This window comes from Exiguobacterium aurantiacum, from assembly GCF_001766415.1.
Lineage (GTDB): Bacteria > Bacillota > Bacilli > Exiguobacteriales > Exiguobacteriaceae > Exiguobacterium > Exiguobacterium aurantiacum_A.
In genome coordinates, this window is sequence record NZ_MKXO01000015.1 from 1 (window position 1) to 24,531 (window position 24,531).

General features: G+C 51.2%; 23 protein-coding genes and 1 other annotated feature. Of the genes, 13 read left to right on the plus strand and 10 right to left on the minus strand.

Annotation, left to right across the window (positions count from 1 at the left end; all coding sequences use genetic code 11):
* The coding region (locus tag BJU60_RS15400; RefSeq protein WP_254281710.1) for a transposase at window positions 1–229 on the plus strand (229 nt) is incomplete at its 5' end.
* Window positions 230–247: 18 nt separating this feature from the next.
* Here BJU60_RS15400 and BJU60_RS14385 read toward each other — a convergent pair.
* From BJU60_RS14385 to BJU60_RS14395, 3 genes are read right to left on the minus strand one after another with little or no spacing between them, the layout of a single operon-like run.
* Entirely contained in the window at window positions 248–1,417 is a 1,170-nt protein-coding gene (locus BJU60_RS14385; RefSeq protein ID WP_070329480.1) for an acetoin utilization protein AcuC, read from the minus strand.
* Complete coding sequence (locus tag BJU60_RS14390; RefSeq protein ID WP_070329481.1) at window positions 1,414–2,046, minus strand: acetoin utilization AcuB family protein; 633 nt, start codon at window positions 2,044–2,046, stop codon at window positions 1,414–1,416. Before BJU60_RS14390 ends, BJU60_RS14385 begins: the two co-directional genes overlap by 4 nt.
* Before the next feature lie 11 nt (window positions 2,047–2,057).
* Window positions 2,058–2,687 (minus strand): GNAT family N-acetyltransferase, encoded by a 630-nt coding sequence (locus BJU60_RS14395; protein WP_070329482.1) that lies wholly within the window; start codon window positions 2,685–2,687, stop codon window positions 2,058–2,060.
* A 156-nt stretch (window positions 2,688–2,843) separates the two neighbouring features.
* Here BJU60_RS14395 and acsA point away from each other — a divergent pair, with 156 nt between their 5' ends.
* Window positions 2,844–4,550, plus strand: coding sequence for an acetate--CoA ligase (acsA, locus tag BJU60_RS14400; protein WP_070329498.1), 1,707 nt, complete (start codon window positions 2,844–2,846; stop codon window positions 4,548–4,550).
* A 49-nt stretch (window positions 4,551–4,599) separates the two neighbouring features.
* Here acsA and BJU60_RS14405 read toward each other — a convergent pair whose 3' ends face one another.
* Window positions 4,600–7,074, minus strand: coding sequence for a transglycosylase domain-containing protein (locus BJU60_RS14405; protein ID WP_070329483.1), 2,475 nt, complete (start codon window positions 7,072–7,074; stop codon window positions 4,600–4,602).
* 167 nt (window positions 7,075–7,241) lie between these two features.
* Window positions 7,242–7,438, plus strand: a binding site (T-box leader).
* Between the two features lie 48 nt (window positions 7,439–7,486).
* On the opposite strand from BJU60_RS14405, the gene tyrS reads away from it, so the two are divergent.
* Window positions 7,487–8,734, plus strand: coding sequence for a tyrosine--tRNA ligase (tyrS, locus tag BJU60_RS14410; protein ID WP_070329484.1), 1,248 nt, complete (start codon window positions 7,487–7,489; stop codon window positions 8,732–8,734).
* A gap of 107 nt (window positions 8,735–8,841) precedes the next feature.
* The gene (locus tag BJU60_RS14415) at window positions 8,842–9,465 is read left to right on the plus strand and encodes a GTP pyrophosphokinase (protein WP_070329485.1); all 624 of its coding nucleotides are present in this window, start codon (window positions 8,842–8,844) and stop codon (window positions 9,463–9,465) included.
* 35 nt (window positions 9,466–9,500) lie between these two features.
* Here the strand turns inward: BJU60_RS14415 and rpsD are convergent, their stop codons facing one another.
* Complete coding sequence (gene rpsD, locus BJU60_RS14420) at window positions 9,501–10,100, minus strand: 30S ribosomal protein S4 (RefSeq protein ID WP_016508465.1); 600 nt, start codon at window positions 10,098–10,100, stop codon at window positions 9,501–9,503.
* A 222-nt stretch (window positions 10,101–10,322) separates the two neighbouring features.
* A complete protein-coding gene (locus tag BJU60_RS14425; RefSeq protein ID WP_070329486.1) occupies window positions 10,323–10,805 on the minus strand; it encodes a GAF domain-containing protein in 483 nt (160 codons plus the stop codon).
* Between the two features lie 237 nt (window positions 10,806–11,042).
* On the opposite strand from BJU60_RS14425, the gene ezrA reads away from it, so the two are divergent.
* Both ezrA and BJU60_RS14435 read left to right on the plus strand, forming a co-directional pair.
* Entirely contained in the window at window positions 11,043–12,773 is a 1,731-nt protein-coding gene (gene ezrA / locus BJU60_RS14430) for a septation ring formation regulator EzrA (protein ID WP_070329487.1), read from the plus strand.
* Between the two features lie 75 nt (window positions 12,774–12,848).
* Window positions 12,849–14,420, plus strand: coding sequence for an amidohydrolase (locus BJU60_RS14435; protein WP_070329488.1), 1,572 nt, complete (start codon window positions 12,849–12,851; stop codon window positions 14,418–14,420).
* Window positions 14,421–14,463: 43 nt separating this feature from the next.
* On the opposite strand, the gene BJU60_RS14440 is transcribed toward BJU60_RS14435, so the two are convergent.
* The gene (locus BJU60_RS14440; RefSeq protein ID WP_070329489.1) at window positions 14,464–15,273 is read right to left on the minus strand and encodes an NAD kinase; all 810 of its coding nucleotides are present in this window, start codon (window positions 15,271–15,273) and stop codon (window positions 14,464–14,466) included.
* A 163-nt stretch (window positions 15,274–15,436) separates the two neighbouring features.
* On the opposite strand from BJU60_RS14440, the gene tpx reads away from it, so the two are divergent.
* The 4 genes from tpx (at window position 15,437) to BJU60_RS15455 (ending at window position 19,292) form a co-directional block, all read left to right on the plus strand.
* Window positions 15,437–15,925 (plus strand): thiol peroxidase, encoded by a 489-nt coding sequence (gene tpx / locus BJU60_RS14445; RefSeq protein WP_070329490.1) that lies wholly within the window; start codon window positions 15,437–15,439, stop codon window positions 15,923–15,925.
* 100 nt (window positions 15,926–16,025) lie between these two features.
* Window positions 16,026–16,913 carry a class I SAM-dependent methyltransferase gene (locus BJU60_RS14450; RefSeq protein ID WP_070329491.1) on the plus strand — a complete coding sequence of 296 codons (888 nt, stop codon included), beginning with the start codon at window positions 16,026–16,028 and terminating at the stop codon, window positions 16,911–16,913.
* Between the two features lie 126 nt (window positions 16,914–17,039).
* On the plus strand, window positions 17,040–18,251 hold the full coding sequence (locus BJU60_RS14455; RefSeq protein WP_070329492.1) for an acetate kinase: 1,212 nt from the start codon (window positions 17,040–17,042) through the stop codon (window positions 18,249–18,251).
* Between the two features lie 450 nt (window positions 18,252–18,701).
* Window positions 18,702–19,292 (plus strand): 3D domain-containing protein, encoded by a 591-nt coding sequence (locus BJU60_RS15455; protein ID WP_070329493.1) that lies wholly within the window; start codon window positions 18,702–18,704, stop codon window positions 19,290–19,292.
* Between the two features lie 50 nt (window positions 19,293–19,342).
* On the opposite strand, the gene BJU60_RS14465 is transcribed toward BJU60_RS15455, so the two are convergent.
* Complete coding sequence (locus BJU60_RS14465) at window positions 19,343–19,780, minus strand: universal stress protein (RefSeq protein ID WP_016508455.1); 438 nt, start codon at window positions 19,778–19,780, stop codon at window positions 19,343–19,345.
* Window positions 19,781–19,963: 183 nt separating this feature from the next.
* Between BJU60_RS14465 and BJU60_RS14470 the strand changes: the two genes are divergently transcribed.
* Window positions 19,964–20,689: an SDR family oxidoreductase gene (locus tag BJU60_RS14470; RefSeq protein WP_070329494.1), complete on the plus strand. Its 726-nt coding sequence runs from the start codon at window positions 19,964–19,966 to the stop codon at window positions 20,687–20,689.
* Window positions 20,690–20,701: 12 nt separating this feature from the next.
* On the plus strand, window positions 20,702–21,424 hold the full coding sequence (locus BJU60_RS14475) for a metallophosphoesterase family protein (protein WP_070329495.1): 723 nt from the start codon (window positions 20,702–20,704) through the stop codon (window positions 21,422–21,424).
* A gap of 290 nt (window positions 21,425–21,714) precedes the next feature.
* On the opposite strand, the gene BJU60_RS14480 is transcribed toward BJU60_RS14475, so the two are convergent.
* Complete coding sequence (locus BJU60_RS14480) at window positions 21,715–22,809, minus strand: M24 family metallopeptidase (protein WP_070329496.1); 1,095 nt, start codon at window positions 22,807–22,809, stop codon at window positions 21,715–21,717.
* Between the two features lie 161 nt (window positions 22,810–22,970).
* Between BJU60_RS14480 and BJU60_RS14485 the strand changes: the two genes are divergently transcribed.
* Window positions 22,971–24,281, plus strand: a complete 1,311-nt coding sequence (locus BJU60_RS14485) for a DRTGG domain-containing protein (RefSeq protein ID WP_070329497.1) — start codon at window positions 22,971–22,973, stop codon at window positions 24,279–24,281.
* A 21-nt stretch (window positions 24,282–24,302) separates the two neighbouring features.
* On the opposite strand, the gene BJU60_RS15415 is transcribed toward BJU60_RS14485, so the two are convergent.
* The coding region (locus BJU60_RS15415) for a transposase (protein WP_254281710.1) at window positions 24,303–24,531 on the minus strand (229 nt) is incomplete at its 5' end.

Sequence of the window (24,531 nt, forward strand, 5' to 3'; positions counted from 1 at the left end):
GACGGACGTGGAACCAGTTTTTGGATATCTGAAGGCCAATTTAGGTTTCACTCGCTTCTCCGTCAGGGGAAAACAACGCGTGAAACGGGAGCTCGGCTTCGCCCTCATGGCGGTGAACTTACGGAAGTTCATCGCCATGGGCCTCGGGAGAAGTGCAAAGAAGGGGTCCGGCCACCGAAAATCGGTGACCGGACCCCTCTTTTTATTGAAAAGCTTTAAAACCGGCTAGTTATGTCCCAGCCTCTTTTCATAAGTAAAGTGACTTGCGGTCGTTTGAGATGAACGGCCAAAATGCGCGTTTCGTCACTTCCCAGTTCTTCTCTTCGATTTGTTGCCGTCGCGGAATATGGTCGAACGTGTACGAATGGTCATCCCATGTCGTCGGCAACGGCTGGTCTGACTCTTTTTGCCACCGTTCAATCCAAGCGGAGGGGATGTCGCCTGCGTACGGAGCTTCGCGTGTCAATCCGGCCCACACTTGCGACCAGGCGCGCGGGACAGCTCGGAACCAGTCGTACCCGCCGCCGCCTAGGGCGACGAGTCGTCCTTCTGTGTACTCGTCGGCGAGGCGAGAGGCGATTTGAGGGATTTGTTCGAACGTATGAATCGTCGAGGCGAGATGCGTCAACGGGTCGAACGCGTGCGCATCAGCCCCGTTCTGCGTCAAGATGATATCTGGTTTGAACCACTCACACGCTTCCCGGAGCACGGTCTCGTAACAGCGCAGGAACGATTCGTCTTGGGTGAAAGCATCAATCGGGACGTTCCAACTATAGCCGTAGCCGTTCCCGTTGCCGCGCTCTGTGACCGCGCCTGTGCCTGGGAAGAGGTAGCGGCCGGTCTCGTGGATCGATAGCGTCATCACATCCTCGTCATCATAGAACAGCCATTGGACACCGTCTCCGTGGTGAGCGTCTGTATCGACGTAGAGGACCCGCGTCCCGTATTGCTTGCGGACGTGAGCGATGGCGACGGCGGCGTCGTTATAGACGCAAAAGCCGGACGCTTTTCGTCTCATCCCATGATGGAGCCCGCCACCGACGTGAAAAGCGCGTTCGACTTGTCCGCTCGCGACGAGTTCAAGCGCATGCATCGTTCCGCCGACGAGCCGGGCAGCTCCTTCGTGAATAGCTGGGAAGATGGGCGTATCTTCCGTCCCGAGTCCGAATTTATTTGCTTTCAGCCCTGACAGTTTACCCGCGGCAGCTGCTTGGACGGCCTCGATGTAGTCGACGTCATGGACAAGCGCGAGCGACTCGACTGAAGCAATCGGTGAGGCGATCCACTCAGAGGCTGACAGTTTTCCGGAATCGACCAGAAGAGATGTCGTCAGCTCCAAACGGATCGGATTGAACGGATGATCCGCGTGGAAGCGGTACGAGTTCTCATTCTCCCCGAATATGTAGGCGGGTCTCATTGGAACATCTCCGGACCCAGTACGTCAAAACCTTCTCGCTTTAATCGATCGATGATGCGCAGCGGGTTCATCGTTTGAACACGGAATGAGATGATTCGCTTATATGGATCGGGTGTCGGATGGACGAAGACGTTGATAATATTCACGTTCGTTTTTGCTAAGAGCCGCGTCACTTTTTCAAGTGCCCCGGTCGTATTCTCGACAAGGATCTCGATTTGCGAGCTCGGTTCGAGTGCGCCCGTCAATTGGACGAAATAACGAAGTAAATCGGTTTCGGTCAACACACCGACAAGTTTCCCTTGCTCGACAATCGGCAGGCACGTCAAACGATATTCATAGAACAGGGCGGCCGCGTCTTCAAAAAAATCGTACGGGTGGGCTGTCGTCACGTCCTGACGCATAATGCTCGAGACGGGGTTTTTAAAGTCGGCACGCTCACTCTCTGGATGAAATACACTTGTGGCGCCGCTCATCTCGAACTGACCGACAATCCCGACGACTTGCCGGGCCGGATTGGTGACGATCAAGTGGCGTACTTTATGGTCGCGCATGAGTTTTGCCGCGTGCGCAATCGTATTGGTCGGTTGAATCGTCACGACGTGGCGATTCATCATTTGCTCAATCAGCATCGTAACCCTCCTCAGTCATACATGAACCGGCGTCGAAGCCGGAGTGAATCGAAGTGATCGATCGATTCTTGCCGCACGTTTTTTCCGATGCGGGCCATCAGACAGTTGGCCGGGTGGGACGCGATTTCCGGGTCGTCCGTCGGATAGAAGACAAGACCGCCGTGGTTCATCATTTTCTCCATCACTTTGCGGTAGTCCCAAATCGACAGACCGCTTCCTTTTAAATCCCAGTGCCAATAGTATTCCGTCGTCAAGATTAAAAAATCATCCATATGTGGATCCAGCATCGACACTTCGAGTAGCTGTTTACCGATCCGTTGTCCCCGGAAGCGCGGGCTCACCTCGATGGCGCCGAGCTCGAGAATATACGGATCATTGCCCTCGCTCCAACGTTCATACGGGTCCGGATATAAATACGTGACGTAACCGATGACGAGGTCGTCAACGCGCGCGACGATGATCCGTCCTTCTTTCAACCCGGCAATTTCAACGAGCGCCTTATGTTGGTCTTCTGGCTCTCGAAACGCGGTCAAGCCTTCATCAAGCCGATACGTTGCGAGCACGTCGCTCCCGATTGGTCCATCGATGATTACGGCTCCGAGTGAGGTTTCCCACACTTTTGAATGATATTGTTTTTCCATGGAGTCACCACCTTCTTCACGTTCTATTATAGCGCTTTCATTGCACAACGTTCACACTGTTTTGGAGTTTTTGGAAATTCATTGATTTGTCATAATATTAACACTATACTGAAAGTGGATACACCATTCATTATAGGGGGAGGCGAATCTTTGACGATGGAAAAATTGAAAGCGTTATCAGGGGAACATCAATTAGCGTCGTATGAAGAGGCTTGTCAGTCGTTCGAGTGGACACAAGCAGAAGCATTATTGTCTTGGAACTTGACTGGAAATGTCAACATGGCGTACGAGGCGATTGATCGTCACGCTGAAGGGGAGCTGGCGGACAAACTGGCACTGCTCTATTTCGATGGGGATCGGGAAGAGCGGTATACTTACGCGCAGATGAAACAGGAAAGCAATCGTGCTGGAAATGTTCTGAAATCGGTTGGGGTGGAGAAAGGCGATCGTGTCTTTGTCTTCATGCCACGGAGTCCAGAACTTTATTTTATTTTACTCGGTGCGTTAAAGCTCGGTGCGATTGTCGGGCCGCTATTTGAGGCGTTCATGGAACAGGCGGTACACGACCGGTTGCTCGACGCGGAAGCGAAAGTCATCGTGACGACAGAGGCGCTGTTGCCGCGTATACCCGTCGATCAATTGCCACATCTTGAGACGATTTTGCTTGTTGGCGACGACGTCGACGAGTCAGGGAAAATCATCGATTACCGGAAACTGGCGCATGACGCATCGACCGATCTCGATATTACGTGGGTCGACCGGGAAGACGGCATGATCTTGCATTATACGTCGGGCTCGACCGGGAAACCGAAAGGCGTCTTGCACGTCCATAACGCCATGGTCCAGCACTTGATGACCGGGAAATGGGTGCTCGATTTGCAACCGGACGATATTTACTGGTGCACCGCCGACCCGGGCTGGGTGACGGGTACGAGTTACGGAATTTTTGCGCCATTCTTGAACGGGGCGACGAACGTGATTGTCGGCGGACGGTTCAACCCTGAGTTTTGGTACTCGGTCATCGAGCGGTTCGGCGTCACCGTCTGGTACAGCGCGCCGACAGCGTTCCGGATGTTGATGGGCGCGGGGGAGGAAGCGTTCGAAAAGTACGACTTGTCATCACTGCGCCACATTCTATCGGTCGGCGAACCGCTCAACCCGGAAGTCATTCGCTGGGGCAACGAATCGTTCGGGCTACGCATTCATGACACGTGGTGGATGACGGAGACAGGAGCGATGATGATCTGTAACTATCCGACGATGGACATTAAACCGGGGTCGATGGGGAAAGCGATTCCTGGCTGTGAGGCGGCGATCTTAGACGACCGTGGCCAACCGCTACCACCGCATCGGATGGGCAACTTGGCATTGAAGACGCCTTGGCCGTCGATGATGCGTAAAATTTGGAAAAATGATGCGAAGTACGAGAGCTACTTCTGGGGTGACTGGTACGTATCTGGTGATTCGGCCTATATGGACGAGGACGGTTATTTCTGGTTCCAAGGCCGAGTGGATGACGTCATCATGACGGCAGGAGAGCGGGTCGGACCGTTCGAAGTCGAGAGCCGCCTTGTCGAGCATCCGGCTGTCGCCGAAGCCGGAGTCATCGGGAAACCGGATCCGATCCGCGGTGAGATCATCAAAGCGTTCATCGCGCTTCGCAAAGGCTATGAGCCATCGGACGAATTGAAAGCAGAAATCCAAAAATTCGTCAAAGAAGGTTTGGCGGCCCATGCGGCACCGCGTGAGATCGAGTTCAAAGACAAATTGCCGAAAACGCGGAGCGGGAAAATTATGCGTCGCGTCCTCAAAGCGTGGGAGTTGAACCTTGAGGCCGGAGACTTATCGACGATGGAAGATTGAGCATAAAAAAGGTCGACACATCGCGTGTCGACCTTTCGTTTGGCTTGCGTTATGAAGCATCCGCCTCTTTCTCGGCTTCTTCTTTTGCTTTCGCTTCATCTTCAGCTTTCTTCTTGGCTTCAGCTTCGGCTTTTTTAGCAGCATCAGCTTTTTTCTTTGCTTCTTCTTCGGCTTTCTTTGCGGCCTCAGCTTTTTGTTTTGCTTCAGCTTCAGCTTTTGCTTTTGCATCAGCATCACGCTGTGCATCTGCATCTTGTTCTGCCTGTTCAGCTTCTTCTTTGGCTTCTTCGGCTTTTTGTTTTGCTTCTTCAGCTTTCTTCTTCGCTTCCTCTTCTTTCTTCTCTTCAAGTTTTTTCTTCTCAGAGAACGATCCAGAGTCTTTAAAGTCGTCCGGTTTGACACTAGACGGTTGGCTGAATTGTGCGTTTGTGTTGAAAATTTCGGGCTTATCAGCGTAAACGCGGTTAGCAGTCTGAGACCAGATGCGTTGCGTACGTTGGTAATATGGTCCGTACGGATAAGCATCCGTCATACTGAGTTCTTGCGAGTCATACCCTGACCAGACAGCGAGCGTGACGTCTGGAGTCGAACCGACGAGATACGAATCACGCATCTTCTGAGTCGTTCCGGATTTGCCCATCCAGTCGCCAGGGACGTTCAACAATGATTTTGCGTACGTTCCGGTGCCGGACGTGTAAACGTCACGTAACATGTCGACGACGAGATAAGCGGTGCGGTCTTCGTAAATACGTGTCTTTTTCGGTTTGGCCTCAAAAATTGTTTCCCCTTGGTATTCGACCCGATCGACGAAATACGGTTCGACATGTTCCCCGTAGTTAGCGAGCATGGCGTAAGCGGAAGCAAGATTTACAGGACTTACTTCACCAACGCCGAGTGCCATTGAAGATGCTTTTCGGTTAGCGTCAGAAACGTTAATACCCATATCAATTAGTTTTTGAGTATCTGACTCCATCTGGTTTCGCTCTTCGTAAATCTTGACAGCAGGAACGTTGAGTGACAGTTTGAGGGCGTCGCGCACCGTGACAGGACCACGATATTGGGCACTTTCATTTTTTACAGGATCTTTCCGTTCGCTGTAATCAAACTTGTAGAAGTACTTTTCATCAATGATGGTCGTTGCAGGTGTAATCATGCCAGCTTCAATCGCGTTCGCGTAAACGAGAATCGGTTTTGCTGTCGATCCGATTTGGCGTGTCATCTGTGTCGCGTGGTTATATTCTTCGGTCTTGCCGTTAATATAACGACCGCCGACAAATCCAAGCACACGTCCGGTTTTGTTTTCAAGCATGACTCCGGCCGTTTGTTCCGGATAACTCTTGCCATCAAAGTTTTGATTCGGACCAAAATTGTCTGCATTTTTGGCAGGTTGTTGCATCGATTCATGGATTTGTTTGTCGAGCGTCAAATGAATCTTATACCCGCCTTGGCGAAGGGCGTTATGAGCGCGCTTCCCATAGCTAGAGCCGATTTCTTTCCGTTCACTCGGTTCAAGGTCGTTCAAGTTAATGCCATCTTGCTTGAGTAGATGAGCGGTTACAATCGCAAGTGCTTCACGTTCGGCCAAGTCAATCACGTACGGATACCGGTCTCGCGGCTTCGACTGTGTCTTCATGAAGTCTTGCGTGATGTCGTAATTATATGCGGCGTCATAGTCTGCTTTTGTAATCTTGCCAGCAACGTACATCCGGTTCAACACCGTCTTCATCCGGTTGATCGCCGGTGATACATCTTCCTTAATGACTCCGCCTTGATAGTAAGGGGTGTAAAGGAACGGGTTTTTCGGGATGCCGGACAAGAACGCGGCTTGCGGCAACGTCAGCTTCTCGGCCGACGTGTTGAAGACGCCGCGCGAGGCGGCCTCGATGCCTGAGATGTTGCGTCCCATCGAGTTACGGCCGAACGAGACGACGTTCAAGTAGGCGTTCAAAATCTCGTCTTTGTCCATCGCTTTCTCTAAACGGAGGGCAAGCAGGATTTCTTTTGCTTTCCGTTCGAATGAGACCTCGTTCGTCAGCATTTGGTTTTTAATGAGCTGTTGGGTTAGTGTCGAACCACCTGTCCGCTCTTCCGAACCGGTCGCTTCTTGCAGGATGGCCCGAAGCGTCGCTTTCGGGACGACGCCGTCGTGTTCATAAAACTCGACGTCTTCGGTGGCGAGTAGGGCATCGACGACAAAAGGTGAAACTTTATCGACCGTGATCGGTACCCGAACTTCATCGGTCGTATAGTTCCCAATTCGTTCACCGCTTCCGAAGTAAATATCGGACGTCGATGAGTACGTATTGATTTGTGACGTCATCGTTTTATAGGCTGGAGTCGGCATATCTTTAACGAGTGATGCGAAATATCCGGCCCCGATCCCGGCACCTAAGAAACCGATGAGGACGACAGAGATGATGGTGAGGAGCAAAACGTTCCACGACACATCATAAAATACATTGGCATAACGGCGGGCTTTCAACGACTTTGGTGTGTTCCATATGTCTCGAATCTTCTGCAGCATGACAGCCTCCTTAATATGGTGTAAAACTATTTTAGACAGTATTATATACGATTATAGCACAAGTCCTTGCCCACCTTATCGTGAATGAGCAGACTAATGCAAGTTTCAATCTTGCAGTTGACAACGAGGAAACGGAACTTATAAAATGAATAGCATAGTCAATAATAGTAGACGCGATGAAAAAAACGAAGTAGTCGGTTGACCGCTTGTCCAGAAAGCTAGTGGGTGCTGTGAACTAGCCAATGTCAACGATGAATTACACTTTTTGAGCGTGCCATTCGGCCGGGTTGGGACCGTTATCTCTCGTTTTAAGTGGCCACGGTTGTGGCAATTAGGGTGGTACCGCGGAATCTCCGTCCCTTCTCATTTGAGAAGGGACGTTTTTTTTATGTCAATTGAAGGAGTGGAAAACATGGAACTATTAAAAGATTTAGAATTTCGAGGGCTCGTCAACCAAATGACGGATGAGGCAGGATTGAAAGAGCAACTGAGCAAACCGACGACACTATACACAGGGTTCGACCCGACGGCGGACTCGCTCCATATCGGACACTTGCTACCGATCTTGACGTTGAAGCGTTTCCAAGAGGCGGGACACCACGTCATCGCGCTCGTCGGTGGCGCGACCGGGATGATTGGCGACCCGTCAGGACGGTCGGACGAACGATCGCTCAACACGCTCGATACGGTCAAAGAATTTTCGGACCGGATCAAAGATCAGTTGAGCCGCTTCCTCCCGCTCGAAGGGGAGAACCCGATCACGATCCGCAACAACTATGAATGGACAGAAGAGTTGTCGATCATCGATTTCTTACGTGACATCGGCAAGCACTTCCCGATCAGCTACATGCTCGCGAAAGACTCGGTCGATTCGCGCATGGAAAACGGGATTTCGTACACGGAGTTCTCATACATGTTGCTCCAATCGTTTGATTTCTTGAAGTTGTACGAGACAGAGAATTGCCGTCTCCAAGTCGGCGGCAGCGATCAGTGGGGCAACATCACGGCCGGGCTTGAGTTGATCCGTCGCTTCGGCCATTCGGAGAAGGCGTTCGGTCTGACTGTGCCGCTCGTCACGAAGTCGGACGGACAGAAGTTTGGGAAGACGGCCGGTGGTGCGGTATGGCTCGACGCGGACAAGACGACACCGTACGAGTTTTACCAGTTTTGGATCAACGTCGACGATGCCGACGTCATCAAGTTCATCAAGTACTTCACGTTCATGACGCATGAAGAGATCGACGCGCTCGAAGCGGAAATGACGGCAGCACCTGAAAAACGTGCAGCACAGCGCCGTCTCGCCGAGGAAATGACGAAGCTCGTCCACGGTGAGGCGGGTCTCGATCAAGCGGAACGCATCACGACAGCGTTCTTCAGCGGCGATTTGAAGACACTCAAGCCCGAGGATATGGATGCCGCGTTCAAAGGGATGCCGCAGTTCGAACTCGACGGCGAACGCAATCTCGTCGATCTTCTCGTCGAGGCGAAAATCGCTCCATCAAAACGCCAAGCGCGCGAAGACGTCCAAAACGGGGCGATCTACTTGAACGGCGAACGCGAGCAAGCGCTCGACAAGCTCGTCACGCGTGAAGACACGCTCGGGGACTTCACAATCATCCGCCGAGGCAAAAAGAAATACTTCGTGATCCGTCACGTCTAACCGATCCGTCCATGTCCGCAAAGTTTGCGGACATGGACTTTTTTTGTTGTGTCAAATCAGGTGTGGTCTGATACCATTTCAAATATAGAGAACGAGGAGGACGTCTAATGGATATCGAAGAGTTTTTTGGCGAACAGTTTCATCAGTGGCGGGAACGGTTCCGCTATTACGAGATGGCGATCACGGAGCTTGAGAGCGACCTTGGCATCATCGACCTCGATTGGCAGACCCGACTCGGCTATTCGCCAATCGAACACGTGAAGACGCGGATGAAGACGTTGCCGTCGATCATTCGGAAGATGAATCAAAAACAGCTCCCACTCGAAGTGGAAGCGTTATGGGACAATATTTATGACGTCGCCGGCGTACGGATCGTCACGAGTTTCCGCGATGACATCTACGCGATTCTCGATCACTTGAAAAAGCGGGACGACTTACAGATCGACGTCATCAAAGACTATATCGAACATCCGAAGCCGAGCGGTTACCGCAGTCTCCATCTGATTGTGCGGACGAAAGTGTACTTGGCGGAACGTGTCATCTGGGTGCCGGCCGAGATTCAAATTCGGACGCTCGCGATGGACTTTTGGGCGGCGACCGAACATAAGCTTCAATATAAATATCAGCATCAAATCCCCGAGACGTCACGGCAAGAGCTCATCGAGGCGGCCCGAATGGCGGACGCGCTCGATACGCAGATGGGCCGGATTCGCGAACAGATCTTGATATAAAAAAATCCCCTTCTCGAGAGAAGGGGATAAAAGCATTAACGTGAGTAGTACTCAACGATGAGTTGCTCTTTGATTTGGTCGTTCAATTCAGCGCGCTCAGGGATACGTACGTACGTACCTTCGAGTTTCTCAGCATCGAACGTGATGAATTCTTTTGTAGCTGGTGCTACTTCAAGAGCTTCAGCAATCGCTTTGAAAGTTTTCGATTTTTCGCGAACCGAGATGACTTGACCTGGTTTTACACGGTAAGACGCGATGTCTACACGTGAACCGTCAACTTGGATGTGACCGTGGTTGACGAGTTGGCGTGCTCCACGACGTGTGCGAGCGAGGCCCATACGGTAAACGAGGTTGTCAAGGCGTGACTCGAGCAAGAACATGAAGTTCTCACCGTGGATACCTTGCATTTTCCCAGCATCGTTGAAGATGCGACGGAATTGCTTCTCGTTGATTCCGTACATGTGACGGAGTGCTTGCTTCGCTTGAAGCTGAAGACCGTATTCAGAGATTTTACGACGACCATTGCCGTGTTGGCCTGGTGCGTAAGGACGTTTTGCTAATTCTTTACCCGTTTCGCTAAGCGAGATGCCTAAGCGACGCGAGAGTTTCCAAGCTGGACCTGTGTAACGAGCCATGATTGGACTCCTCCTTGTTGTTCATGTATTTTGCACAAAAGAACAACGGTGTCAAAGACGGGTGACGCCCCTTTCTAGGTTCAAGCACCTTCACTTGATAGCGAAGCTACAAGATGCTCCTCCGACTCAGTCGAGGCCCGAAAGGTGGATACGTCTGTCTAGGACTGCTATCGTCATTTCATGCACAAAAATCAGTATACGATGGATCGGGCAGCTTGTCAATCAGATGAAGCGAAGTAATGTCTGGCAAAATTGCTCTAAGCCTTGGCGATCGACTTCTGAGAAGCGATCGAACTCGGGACTGTCGATATCGAGGACGCCGATCGTTTTGCCGTCACGGATGAGCGGGACGACGATTTCAGAGTTCGAGGCCGCATCACAGGCGATATGGCCTGGGAATTGGTGGACGTCGGCGATCAACTGTGTCTCTTGTGTCGAGGCGGCGGTGCCGCAGACGCCTTTGCCGAAGGCGATATGGACGCAAGCAGGAAGACCTTGGAACGGTCCGAGGATGAGGCTGTCGTCACCGTCAGTCAAATAGAAGCCGACCCAGTTGATGCGGTCAAGAAACTGGTTGAGCAGAGCGCTCGCGTTCGAAAGGTTAGCGACTTGGTTCGTCTCTCCTTCGAGCAGGGCAGCGAGTTGTTTGTTAAGTAAGTCATAGCCGGCGGCCAGGTCGCCAGAGTAAGTAGTAGTTTGGAACATTTGTTTCCCTCCTATATCAAGATGTATTTCAGATTAGCATCATGGTACACGCATTTTTTTATTTTGTCTCCCAAAAAGAATTTCGCGGAAAATAACATTCTCTCCCTAAACCGTTGGAAAACCTATGCAAAACATTGTTTCTATAATATGATTATTAATATCTATACTTATAAAATACTTCATTTTCTTCTTAAAGATACATAAGTCCACGAAAGCGGCTTGGAGGTTGTTACAGAGATGGATTACGGAATATACGGAATTTTAATTGGAATTATTGTCATCGCTCTAGGAGCAATGTTAGGTAGTATGCTAGCTAGACGAAGTTTTTACCAGAAAATTGATGATTTGGATATGCGAAAACAAGGCATCCTGAGTGCGAGTGTCCCGGCCGAGCTTCAAAAGTTCAAACAGTGGCCGATGGAAGGCGAAACGAAAGAAAAATTCGAACGCTGGCACCAGTCGTGGGATGAACTCGTCAGCGTCCACACGGGTCAAATCGATGAGGCGCTATATCGTTCAGAGGAAGACCTCGACAAATATCGTTTCCTTAAAGTCAAATCAGACTTGGCTGCGACCGAACAGGTGATCGAAGAACTCGAAGCGATGGTTCACGCGATGCTCGATGAGATGGCAGAGTTTAACGACTATCATGCCTCCCTGCTAGATATCGTCAAAAAAGACGAGAAAGAACTGTATCAGTTCCGCAAGACGCTCATTTCTCAAAATAGCGCTTTTGGCCCGACATACGATCTCGTCGAAACCGAAATCGCTGTTGCGGAAGCGAAACGGACCGAGATGATGACCCTCAAGCAAGAAGGGCAAGTCTCAGAGGCGTTCATGGCCGGCCAAGTCCTGTCTGAAAAGGTGACGAAGATCCGTGAACTCGTTCAAGTGATTCCCCAGTTTGTCCGGACGGTTCAATTTGACTTAAAGCACCAACTGAATCAACTGCGTGCGGGTCATAAAGAAATGCAGATGGATGGCTACGCCCTCGAGACGCTCGGGTTAGTCGAAGAGATCGAGCAGGCAGAAGACCGCCGTCTTGCGCTCATGACTCGGATCGAACAGCTTGATTTTGAACACTTTGAAACGGACATGCAGCAACTCAGTTCGGATATCGATCAATTGTTCGAGGCGTTCAGCTCCGAGGTCGATGCAAGGCAGTACGTAAAAAATGAGTTTGCTGGGGTCAAAGAACGCGAACGGCAGACGAACGAATTGATGACGCGCCTTCACCAAGAGATGTCGCGGCTTGTCAGCAACTATGAGATCAATGCCCGGGTCGGTGAGGAGTTCGAACAATTGGACCGGGAACGTGCGGTGCTCGCTGCGAACGTCCTCGATATCGAACAAGCACTCGTCGCTCAGGTGATTCCGTTCAGTCTGATCAAATCAAAAGTGCAAGATGCGAAACGGTCACTCGACCAGTTCGGTGCGATGCATGAACGGTTTATCGAAAATACGAACTCGCTTCGTAAAGAAGAGCTCGAAGTTCGAAATAAACTCGAGTCATGGAAGAAGGAATTGTCCGCTCACCGTCGCCTCTTGGCGAAGAGCGCGATGCCGGTCGTTCCGACTGATTTGACGAGTGACATGCGACAACTTCAAAAAGGGGTGCAGTCGCTAGATGAACAGTTCGAGAAGGCACCGTTCAACATGACGTATATCGTCGGCCTCAGTCACGATGTCGAGGAAACGATGGATAACTTCCGTGACCGCGTCAAAGCACTGCTCCGGCAAGTGACGTATGCGGAACAGTTGCTCCAGTATGCGAATCGGTACCGTCGTCGTGATAACGAGGTGCATGTCGCCTTGACGCTCGCTGAGAACAAGTTTTTACACGGCGAGTACGGTACGGCCGTCGAAATCGGTGAACGTGTGCTCGGGCGCTTCGACGAAGGAGCGGCTCGCGAGATCCGTCAACGTGTTGAAAAAGGTTTAGAACAACAAGATATGCTTCGAAAATAATCTATGCATGAAGATTGACGTAAACGGGAATTAACGTAGACGTCAATCTTTTTTGAATCGAGGAGGAATTTTGTGATGGGAACGCTTTGGGTAAACGGAAAGATCTATACGCTGAACAAAGAACATGAAATGGCACGGGCGATGTATGTCGAGCACGGACGCGTGTTGAAACTCGGGGAGGAAGGTCATCTTCGCCGTACATACGCGGGCCGGATCAAACAGATTGTGAACCTCGAAGGGAAGAGCGTGTATCCGGCGTTTACGGACTCGCACATTCACTTGATCGGATATGGCGAGGCGCTCGACCGCATCGACGCGACCGAGACGACGGATTTAAACGCCTTGCTCGAAGCGATGAAAGCGAAGTCGGGAGGGGACGACTGGATCGTCGCTGAAGGCTTTAACGATCGTCTGCTCGGACAGATGCCGACACGTGAGATGATCGATGCCGTCATTCCGGATCGCCCGGTCGTCTTGAAGCGCGTCTGTCGCCACGTCGCCGTCGTCAACTCGAAAGGCCTCGAGCGCTTAGGCCTCATTCATCACACCGTCATTGAAGGCGGGAAGCTCGGACGTGATGACGACGGGAAATTGAACGGCGTGTTGTACGATGCGGCGCTCGATCTGCTCCATAAAGAGCTCGGCGGAAATCGTGAGAAGAACGTCGCCTCGATCCGTCGGGCCGTCGACTCGTTGTTCGCCCATGGGATCGTCGGAGCCCACACGGAAGACTTGTTCTACCACGGAGATCCGCTCGAGACGATTCAAGCATATGAAGATGTGCTTCAAGAACTTCCGTTCCATGCCCATCTGCTCGTCCATGAACAAGTCGTTGATCAATTGCTGCAAAAAGATGCGCTTGCGAAGCGCCTGCGCTTCGACTTCGGGGCGATGAAGATTTTCGTCGACGGTTCGTTCGGCGGCCGGACGGCGCTCTTGTCCGAGCCGTATGCAGATGAAGTCGGGCAGCGCGGGATCGAAGTCCACCGCCCGGACCACCTCGAGGCGCTCGTCAAAAAAGCGCGCTCATACGGGATGAACGTTGCGGCTCATGTCATCGGAGATGCGGCGGCTGAGCAGTTCATCACGCTGCTCGAGAAGTATCCGGCGAAACGAGGGACGCGCGACCGCATCATCCACGCTTCGCTATTGAACGATTCGCTGTTGAAGCGGATCAGTGCGTTGCCGGTCCTCATCGACGCGCAACCGGTCTTTTTGTCGGATGATATGGACTTGTTGTTCGACCGCCTAGGCAACGAACGGGTCGACGACGCGTATCGGTTTAAATCGATGCTCGATACGGGTGCGCTCGTACTCGGGGGTAGTGATGCCCCGATCTCTTCTGTCGACGTCAGAAAGGGGCTCTATGCCGCTGTGACACGACAATCGTTTGAAGCGTCGGGTGCACTGAATCCAACGGAACGTCTGTCGATGTACGAGGCGCTACGGAGTTTCACCTACTCACCGCGTGTCGCGACCGGGACGCATGGCCGTGACGGCCTGTTGATTCAAAGCTATAATGCGACGTTCACCGTTTGGGAAGAGGATTTCTTCGACTTGAACGGACAAGATATTTTGAGCAACCGACTTGTCATGACCGTCGTCGAAGGTTCGCCCGTCTACGAGGCAGACGTCATCAAAGCATGAGAAAAGGCTAGTCGTCCGCGATGGACGACTAGCCTTTGTCAGTTTAGAAGAAAGAGCGTTGCACTTTGTGCCAGAACGAGTTGGTTTTCAACTTGACCGTTTTGACGACCTTGTCCGACAATTCGATGTCGATCCGGTCTGTATATTTCAGACTAAGCGCTTCGTTATCCATGCCGATAATCGGATAATCGTTTCCGTCTTCAACGATGCGGAGCGACAGCTTGCGTGATGCGTGGACGATGAACGCTGAGCCGAGCGTGCGATAACGGTTGTTGTTCACCGAAGCAATTTCACTCACTTGCATGCATGGGATGAGCGGGTCGACGACCGCGCCATTCAACGATTTATTGTAGGCGGTCGATCCCGTCGGTGTCGATACGACCATTCCATCCCCGCGGAACGTCTCGAAGTGGAGGTCGTCGATGTAGACTTCGATGGCAAGCGATTTGATGATACTCGATTTGATCGATGCCTCGTTCAGGCAGAGGAGTGGCGACGATTCGTTGATCGAAGCGGATAAGAGCGGATATTTCCGTACTTCGAGACCGGCTTCGATCCGGGCAGAGTTATCCGAGAATAAACGGTCGACTTCGTCGAGTTTATGTATATCGAAGTCACAGTAAAATTCGTTGAGGCCGCGGCCGAAACCGACATAAATGGCGTCTTGACGGAACCCGGTGTAACGGACGGCCTGTAAAAACGCGCCATCTCCCCCGATGGCGACGATGATGTTGGCATCTTCCGGGCGGTCCATGATGTTGAAACCATGTTTCTCCCCGATCTCTCTTAATTTCTTTACCTCTTTCGTGAACTCGTTGACGTTACGATGGTGCAGATACACGTTGTTTCTCATCTAAATCATCCCCTTTGTCAATTGTGTCCTTCTCATTATAACTTGTTTTAGGCGTCCGATATAGGGAAAATGACAATCAGGCCGTCTGAAGCAGGATGCTTGTCTTCGTGACGGCACCATCGATATGATGAAGAAGTAAAATTCAGAACAAGGGGATGATTTGATGCCAACATTTAAAGGGAATACAGTCACATTGCAAGGGAATCCAGTGAAAGTGGGAGATGCTGCACCCGATTTCACCGCCCTCACGACTGCACTCGAAGAAGTGTCGCTCGCGTCTTACCCAGGGAAGAAATTGATTAGTGTCGTCCCATCGATCGATACAGGACTATGCGACACGCAAACTCGTGCGTTCAATGAAAACGCGGCAGCGCTCGGTGGAACGGTATTGACCGTCTCGAACGATTTACCGTTCGCCCAGCGACGCTGGTGTGCGGCGTCAGGTCTCGATAACGTCATCATGTTGTCAGATCACCGCGACCAGTCGTTCGCGCATTCGTACGGTGTGCTCATGGAAGAGCTTCGTTTGCTAGCCCGGTCAGTCTTCGTGATCGACTCGGAAGGAACTATCCAATACGTTCAGTATATGGATGAGATGACAGACGAAGTCGATTTTGACGCGGCGCTTGAAGCGTTCGACGCGGCAAACTGATTCACTTGGCGAAACGTGGACGAATAGCTTACACTATATTGTAGTTAACCAACCGGCTCTCGAAACGAGAGCCGGTTTTGTATGGAGGAGATGAACGACTATGGAACGATTTGAACAGTTGTACCGAGATTGGAAGAAAGAAACGAAAAAATTGGTGGGCGACCTCGATTTATTGCCGCTCGAAGCTTTGATCGAGGTGTTTGAGCGAGTCGACGTTGAATCGGAGAAACCGGATGACGTGCGCAAGGCAGTGAGTCTGCTTGTGCTTGAAGAGACGACAACGCTTCCGCCGAACCATCAACCGACACCGGACGCAGTCAGCTTGTTTATCGGATATTTGGCGACGAAGCTCGTCAAAGACGGAGCGAACGTGCTTGAACTCGGAAGCGGCACCGGGACTCTCGTCCACGCCATTTTATCGCAAGTGAAGGACGCGACCGCACAAGCCGTCGAAGTCGATGAATTGATGCTTCGTTTGTCATATGCGATCAGCAATTTGCTCAAAAAGCCGGTTTCTTACTTCCATCAAGACGCACTTGCACCGCTGTTCGTCGAGCCGAGTGACCTCACACTCGTCGATTTGCCGATCGGTTATTATCCGAACGACGAAGTGGCGAGCGGTTATGAGTTGAAGCGAGAAGAAGGTCATTCCTATTCTCACTTCTTGATGATCGAGCAGGCGATGCGGCATACGTTGCCGGGAGGCCATGGTGTCTTCGTCATCCCGAACAATTTGTTTGAACAGGATGATGAAGGGAAATTAAAACAGTGGATGGACCGAGAAGCGGTCGTGAAGGGTGTGCTTCAACTGCCGACGACGATGTTCAAAGATGAACGGTATGCGAAGAGTATCCTCATCTTACAGAAGCAAGGAGAGGGCGTCACACGCCCGAAACAAGCGCTCCTCGTCGAGTTGCCATCGTTCACTGATGTGCGCGCTGTTGCCAATATTGTGAAACAGATTGATGAATGGTTTAAAACAACATAATATTTATTGGGCAAAAGACTTGAAAAACATATGCCATATCAAGTATCTTCATTATGATACAGTTATCGGTTTTAAAGAGAACAGATAAAGAAACGTGTTTAAATCGAAAGGTAAGAGGTGTATGACATGACAAAAATTATGGCAGTCAACGCAGGTAGTTCGTCACTGAAGTTCCAACTTCTCGAGATGCCATCTGAGAACATGCTCGCGCTTGGTCTCGTCGAGCGCGTTGGAAAAGACGATGCGATCTTTACTATTAAATACGGCGAAGGGCAAAAGTTCAACGTCGTCACACCGCTTCACACACATAAAGAAGCGGTCGAGCTTGCGCTCGAAAAATTGATTGACCTTGGAATCATGGCTTCGTTCGATGAAATTTCGGGTGTCGGGCACCGTGTTCTTCACGGGAAAGAACTGTACGCGGATTCAGTCGTGATCGATGAGGAAGTGATGAAGAACATCGAATCGTTCGTCGAACTCGGACCGCTTCACATCCCGCCTAACTTGACTGGGATTCGTGCATTCCAAACGATTTTGCCGAACGTGCCGCAAGTCGCCGTCTTTGATACGGCTTTCCACCAATCGATGCCGGAAGAAAACTTCCTGTACAGCCTCCCGTACGAGTACTACACGGAACACGGGGTACGGAAATATGGTTTCCACGGGACGAGCCACAAATATGTCACGCAACGTGCTTCTGAGCTACTCGGTCGTCCGCTCGAAGATTTGCGCTTGATCTCATGCCATCTCGGCAGTGGGGCGTCAATCGCAGCGGTTGCCGGCGGTCGTTCGATCGATACGACGATGGGCTTCACGCCGCTTGAAGGAATCACGATGGGAACGCGCTCAGGATCACTCGACCCGGCCCTCATCCCATTCCTTATGCAAAAAACGGGCAAGTCGGCTGAAGACGTATTGAACGTCATGAACAAAGAATCAGGCGTTTACGGTCTGTCGGGTATTTCAAGTGACTTACGTGATATCGAACAAGCTGCAGCAGAAGGTAACCACCGGGCTGAAGTGTCACTTAAAATCTTCTCGAACCGGATTCACGGTTACATCGGTCAGTACGCTGCTGAGATGAACGGCGTCGATGCCATCATCTTCACGGCGGGTGTCGGTGAAAACTCTGACGTCATTCGTGAGCGTATCCTGCGTGGGCTTGAATTCATGGGCGTCTACTGGGATCCATCACTCAACAACGGAGCACGCGGCAAAGAGTTGTTCATCAACTATCCGCATTCGCCGGTCAAAGTCATCATCATTCCGACGAATGAAGAATTGGTCATCGCCCGCGATACAGTTCGGATCGCAAACCTTTTAGAAACACACGCTTAATCCACACAATTTAACCTCTCTAGTCGCGCTGTTCATCCGAACAGCGCGACTTTTTTTAGTTCTTTTGTCATAGTTCATCCGGGAAAATTGTGTCTAAAGGATTATCCGGGAGACGCGCACTGTAATAAAAAGAGTCGAAAAACGATACGTTTGTAACGTTTGAGTCATATTGAAACCAATAATTGGAATTTAATATGACACAAAAGGTCATATATCTGTAAAGTTGTCATCCGACGTTAAAATAGTCCGTTTTTGTAACACTCCTGTAATTTTTGTGTCATTCAAATGAATTTTAGTTGTAAACGCACGTCCGGTTGTTTCGTCATATAGTTATCTGGACGAAACATTACTCGTCTTGACGCATCGTGTTTATGTTTGAACGTAACAATCACCAAGAACTGACAACTATGAAAAACGACAAAACAAACCGACTAGGAAAGGACGAACCTCATGTTTAAAAAAATTGGAACGGTCTTATTACTGACGGTCATGACATTCGCCATGCTTTTACCGCAACAACCAGTAGAGGCGTCTTCTAAAATTTATGTAGCTAGTCAAGTCGACGGATTAAATATCCGCTCAGCAGCCACCACGAATGGCAAAGTACTTGGAAAAATCAATAAAGGACAACAACTCCAGCGCACTGGTACAAAAGGGGCTTGGATTCGCGTCAACTATAAAGGTAAGGCCGGTTGGATCGCAACCAAATACTTACGCACCGTTAAACCGGTTGCGAAAGCGAGCGTGAAATCGTATACGATGAACGCTTCTGCCTACACACCATACTGCAAAGGGTGTTCAGGTAAGACGGCACTCGGATGGAACGTTCGTACACAAAGACATAACGTCGTCGCTGTCGACCCGCGCGTCATCCCGCTCGGTTCTAAAGTACAAGTGTATGTCGGTGGGAAGTTGATGGGTACGTACACGGCGGCTGATACAGGCGGCTCTATCAAAGGACATAAGATCGACATTCTCATGTACTCGCAAAGTGCGGCCATCAACTTCGGCCGCAAGACGGTCACGGTCAAAGTCTTATAAGCCAATAAAAAAGAGTCATCGCAAACGCGATGACTCTTTTTTTAATAAAATTATTGACGAACGATCAGGACGTCGCACTTCGAGTACCGGACGATGCTCTCGGATACGCTACCGATAAAGAAGCGTTCGACCGCATTCAAGCCGGTCGCTCCACAGATGATAAGGTCAATTTCGTGATTCGGGGCGATTTTTTTCGCAATCGTCACTTTAGGCGAACCGTATTCGATGACCGTTTCGACTTCTTTGACACCACGTTCTTTGGCCCGATTGACATAGTCGTCGAGCAGTTCTTTCGCATAAGTTTCTGCACGTTCGGTAATCGTCCGATCGTATGCTTCGACCGTTGCGAACGTCCGTGTATCGATCACGTGACCGATATACAGTTTTCCGTCGTTTCGAAGTGCGACGTCGATTGCTGTTTCGAATGCGCGTTCCGCCTCTTTCGAGCCGTCGACGGCAGAAAGGATATGTTTGTAGACAATTGCCATGTAAATCCCAACCTTTCGCTTGAAATGTACGTGCGGCTTACATATATAGTATACCACTTCACTGGAAATTCACGCTCGGTTCTTTTGAGAATGGATGAAATTTTCACAACTTTCTTACGGAACAGGTTGAAGTTTGGAAATCGATAGATGGAACGGGTAAGATGATACAGAGGAGGGATGACGATGAAACACGTAGTCATCACGGCTGGTGCGAAAGGGATCGGCCGGGTTGTGACGGAACGACTGTTGGAGGAGGGCTGGTATGTCAGCGTGCTTCAACGAAAACCGATTGATTGGGAGCATGAACGGCTACATATGATCGAGACGCCGTTGACGGACCGAGAAGCGGTGACGGCCGGTTATGACGAGGCGGTGAGCAAGTTCGGTAAGCCGGACGCTTTGATTTTGAACGCGGGTCCATATATTTTCGAACGGAAATGTCTCGTTGATTTGACGGACGAGGAGTGGGAGGAAGTGATCACCGGGAACTTGTCCGCCTCGTTTTGGCTGATGCGTCGGGCGATTCCGGATATGCGGGCGAAACAGTTCGGTCGTATCATCACGTACGGCTTCCCTGAGAGTGCGACGGCACCGGGCTGGTTGCACCGGTCCGCCTTTGCTGCCGCGAAGACCGGTCTCGTCAGTTTGACGAAGACGGTCGCGCTCGAGGAAGCGGTGCACGGTATCACGGCGAACATGATCAATCCGGGTAACATCGTCGGTGCGCAGAAAGAGATGCGGATCGAATCCGCTGAACCGGATAATCAAACACCGGTCGGTCGGCATGGGACCGGCGAAGATATCGCGCGAATGATCATGTTCTTGCTCGCGCGGGACTCGGACATGGTCACCGGGGCAGTCATCGATGTGACAGGAGGCGTCAACGTCGTCCACCAATATCGAAAGTAAGGAGTGCTTCATATGAAGTTGGCCATTTTGACGGACATTCACGGGAACGTCCAAGCGTTAGACGCGGTATTGAACGAGTTGGACGGTCAAGGGATCGATGACATCTGGAGTCTCGGCGATATGATCGCGATGGGACCAGATTCGAACGAAGTGATGGCGCGACTCCTCGACCGAGGTGTCAAGATGATCACGGGAAACCACGATGAAGCCGTCCTCTCACTGCTCGCGGGAACGGGACATCCCGAAAGTTATGCCCATACGCGGCCTCATCACGAATGGGTCGCGCGAACGTTGCGCCCTGACTACGCCGATGCGCTTATGAAATTGCCGCGGACGATCGAGCAAACGATAGGCAGGGAGCATATATACGGCATTCATTACCACATCCCGACTGAAAAGCGTGAGGCATCGATCGTCGACGAGCCGTTTCATGACATCGTCGAAGCGACGCTTCCGAACATGCAGCGCTTATTTGGTGATTACGCGGCGGACGTCGTTTGTTTCGGCCACCATCACCCGGTCCACGCGTTTCAAGATGAGCGCAAACGGTATTTCAATCCAGGGGCGCTCGGCGTCGCCAAAGACGATTTGGCCCGCTACGGGGTGCTGCAGTGGGATGAGGCGGGACTGCGTGTCAGTGCTAAGACGATCCCGTACGATAAACCGTCTTTCATGAACAAGATGGAGCGTGACGAAGTGCCACAGCGCGAAGTGATGTGGCGCCTGTTCTATTGAAAAAGAGGTTGAAGACATATGCCTTCAACCTCAAGCTGTTGACGAACGAGGTCGCTAAAAGCAATCTCGTTCGTCTTTTATTATGTCCGAAGACCTTGAGGCGCTCTGCCCGACATGAAATTGAAGAAATACTATGTAACGGTCGTTCTCGTCCGCGGTAGAACGTGAAACGGCCGCCCGAGGGCGACCGTTTGCTTTGCTCGTCCGATGGTACTAAGGCTCAGGGATTACCTGCGGAAAGCGTGGGCACCGGAAGGACGAGCGAATTTGATTGTGTTAGTCAACCTCTTTTAAATTTCTTGTAACGTCTTCGGGAAGCTCGTCAACAAGATTGGTCCGCTTTCGGTCATGACGATGTCATCCTCGATGCGGACGCCGCCGACACCAGGGAGATAAATGCCTGGCTCGACCGTGAACGTCATGCCGACCTGGGCCGTCATATCGTTGTTGGCTGCCATCGATGGGAACTCGTGGACCTCGATGCCGATACCGTGACCGACGCGATGGGTGAAGTATTCCCCGTATCCGGCCGTCGTGATGACTTGGCGGGCGGCGATATCGATCGAGCCGAGCGTCGTCCCGACGTTCGCCATCTCGATGGCGGCTTCTTCGGCCCGGAGCACGGTCTCGTAGATTTCCCGTTGTTTTGTGCTCGCCTCACCGTAGACGACGGTGCGGGTGATGTCTGAACAGTAGCCTTGCCAGACGACACCGAGATCGAATAAGGCGAAGTCACCTTTTTTGAGTCGGTTGTTGTCAGGAACACCATGCGGATCGGCGCTATTTTCACCGAACAAGACGAGTGTGTCAAATGACATTTCACGGACACCTTGCCGTTTCATGGCGTATTCGATCTCGGCGATGACTTCAAGTTCGGTCACCCCTTCACGCAACGCGCGGATGCCGGCTTCGATTGCCATGTCGGCAAGTTCGGCCGCGCGTTTCATGACCCGGATCTCATCTGTCGACTTGATCATTCGGAGCGCTTGTAATTCTTCCGTCAAATCAATGATCGACAGTCCGGCAAATCCGGCACGCAGTTGTTCGACGCGGTTATATGGTAAATGCTCGCCTTCAATCCCGATTCGTTCCGGAATGATTTGTTGGTCGAGAAACAGTTTGACGACTTTGTCCCACGGATTTTCGTGGTCCATGTACGTCACGATCTCACCGTTCCAGTCGCTCGCTTCGACGATTCCTTTTTCAAGGGCCGGACAGACGAGCGCCGTTGTCCCGTTCTTCAGTACTAGGATAGCGATCAAACGTTCATGGGCCTCGGCGTATACTCCTGAAAAATAGAAGACGGACGCTTTTGACGTGACAAACGCGGCGTCTAGCCCTTTCGTGGCCAAAGATTGTGCAATGTGGTTGGTTCGTTGATTCAACTCGATTCCCTTCCTTCTTGTTCAGTGGCTTTCTCGTTCATTATAGCGTTTTCCAAAATGGAAAGGAAATGTTGCATTTTCAGTAGTACAGTTTGAACAAGGTTCACTGATACAGTATACTGAGGATGACAGAAAATGTATTGAGGAAAGGGACTCGTGACATGACAACAAAACATGAACAGATCATAGCACATATCGAGTCGCTCGATGTCGGGTCTAAAATCTCCGTTCGCCAAATCGCCAAAGAACTTGCGGTATCAGAGGGGACGGCTTATCGGGCCATCAAAGAAGCGGAGAACTTGGGGTTCGTGTCAACGATCGAACGGGTCGGCACGATCCGCATCAAGCGCAAACATAAAGAGAACATTGAAAAACTGACATTTGCCGAAGTCGTCAACATCGTTGATGGTCAAGTGCTCGGCGGACGCGACGGCCTGCATAAAACGCTATCTAAGTTCGTCATCGGGGCGATGAAGCTCGAAGCGATGATGCGATATATCGACGTCGACTCGCTCGTCATCATCGGGAACCGGGAGAAAGCGCATGAACTCGTCTTGCAATCAGGCGGGGCCGTACTGATCACCGGTGGATTCGATACGACCGACGAAGTGAAACGGATGGCGGATAAGTACAACATGCCCGTCATCTCGACTTCCTATGACAGCTTTACCGTGGCGACGATGATCAACCGCGCCATCTATGACCGTTTGATCAAAAAGGAAATTCTGCTCGTCTCGGATATCGTCATTCCGTTACACGATACGTTTTATTTAAAAGTGGACGATACGGTCAAACGTTGGCACGAACTCAATGAACGGACGAAGCACAACCGTTACCCGGTCATCGACGACCAGATGAAAGTCGTCGGCGTCATCACCGCCAAAGATCTCATCGATCGACCGCACGATACAGAAATCGAAAAAGTGATGACGAAAAGCCCGATCACGGCCGGCGTTCAGACAAGTGTCACGAATGCGGCCCACCAGATGGTATGGGAAGGGATCGAGATGTTGCCGGTCGTCGACAACTACGGTCGCCTGCTCGGCATCATCAGCCGTCAAGACGTCCTAAAGGCGCTTCAGCTCGCGAACCGGCAACCACAAGTCGGTGAGACGTTTGATAATATGATCACCAATCAGTTGAAAGAGGATCCGACTTCGAACGGGACGGCGTTCACGGTCGAAGTGGCACCTCAAATGACGAGCCACATGGGGACGGCGTCGTCCGGAGTCTTGACGACGCTTCTAGTCGAAGGGGCGACCCGGAGTTTGCGGCATATGAAAAAAGGCGACCTTGTCGTCGAGAATATCACGGTCTACTTCATGAAACCGATTCAAATCGAGAGCCAAATCCGCGTCTCGGCGAACGTGTTCGACCTCGGACGAAAGTTCGGGAAAGTCGACGTCGAGATGACACAAGGGACACAACTCGTCGCCAAAGCGCTCGTCACAGCGCAACTGATCGACCGGTAAAGAAAAGAGGCTGGGACATAACTAGCCGGTTTTAAAGCTTTTCAATAAAAAGAGGGGTCCGGTCACCGATTTTCGGTGGCCGGACCCCTTCTTTGCACTTCTCCCGAGGCCCATGGCGATGAACTTCCGTAAGTTCACCGCCATGAGGGCGAAGCCGAGCTCCCGTTTCACGCGTTGTTTTCCCCTGACGGAGAAGCGAGTGAAACCTAAATTGGCCTTCAGATATCCAAAAACTGGTTCCACGTCCGTC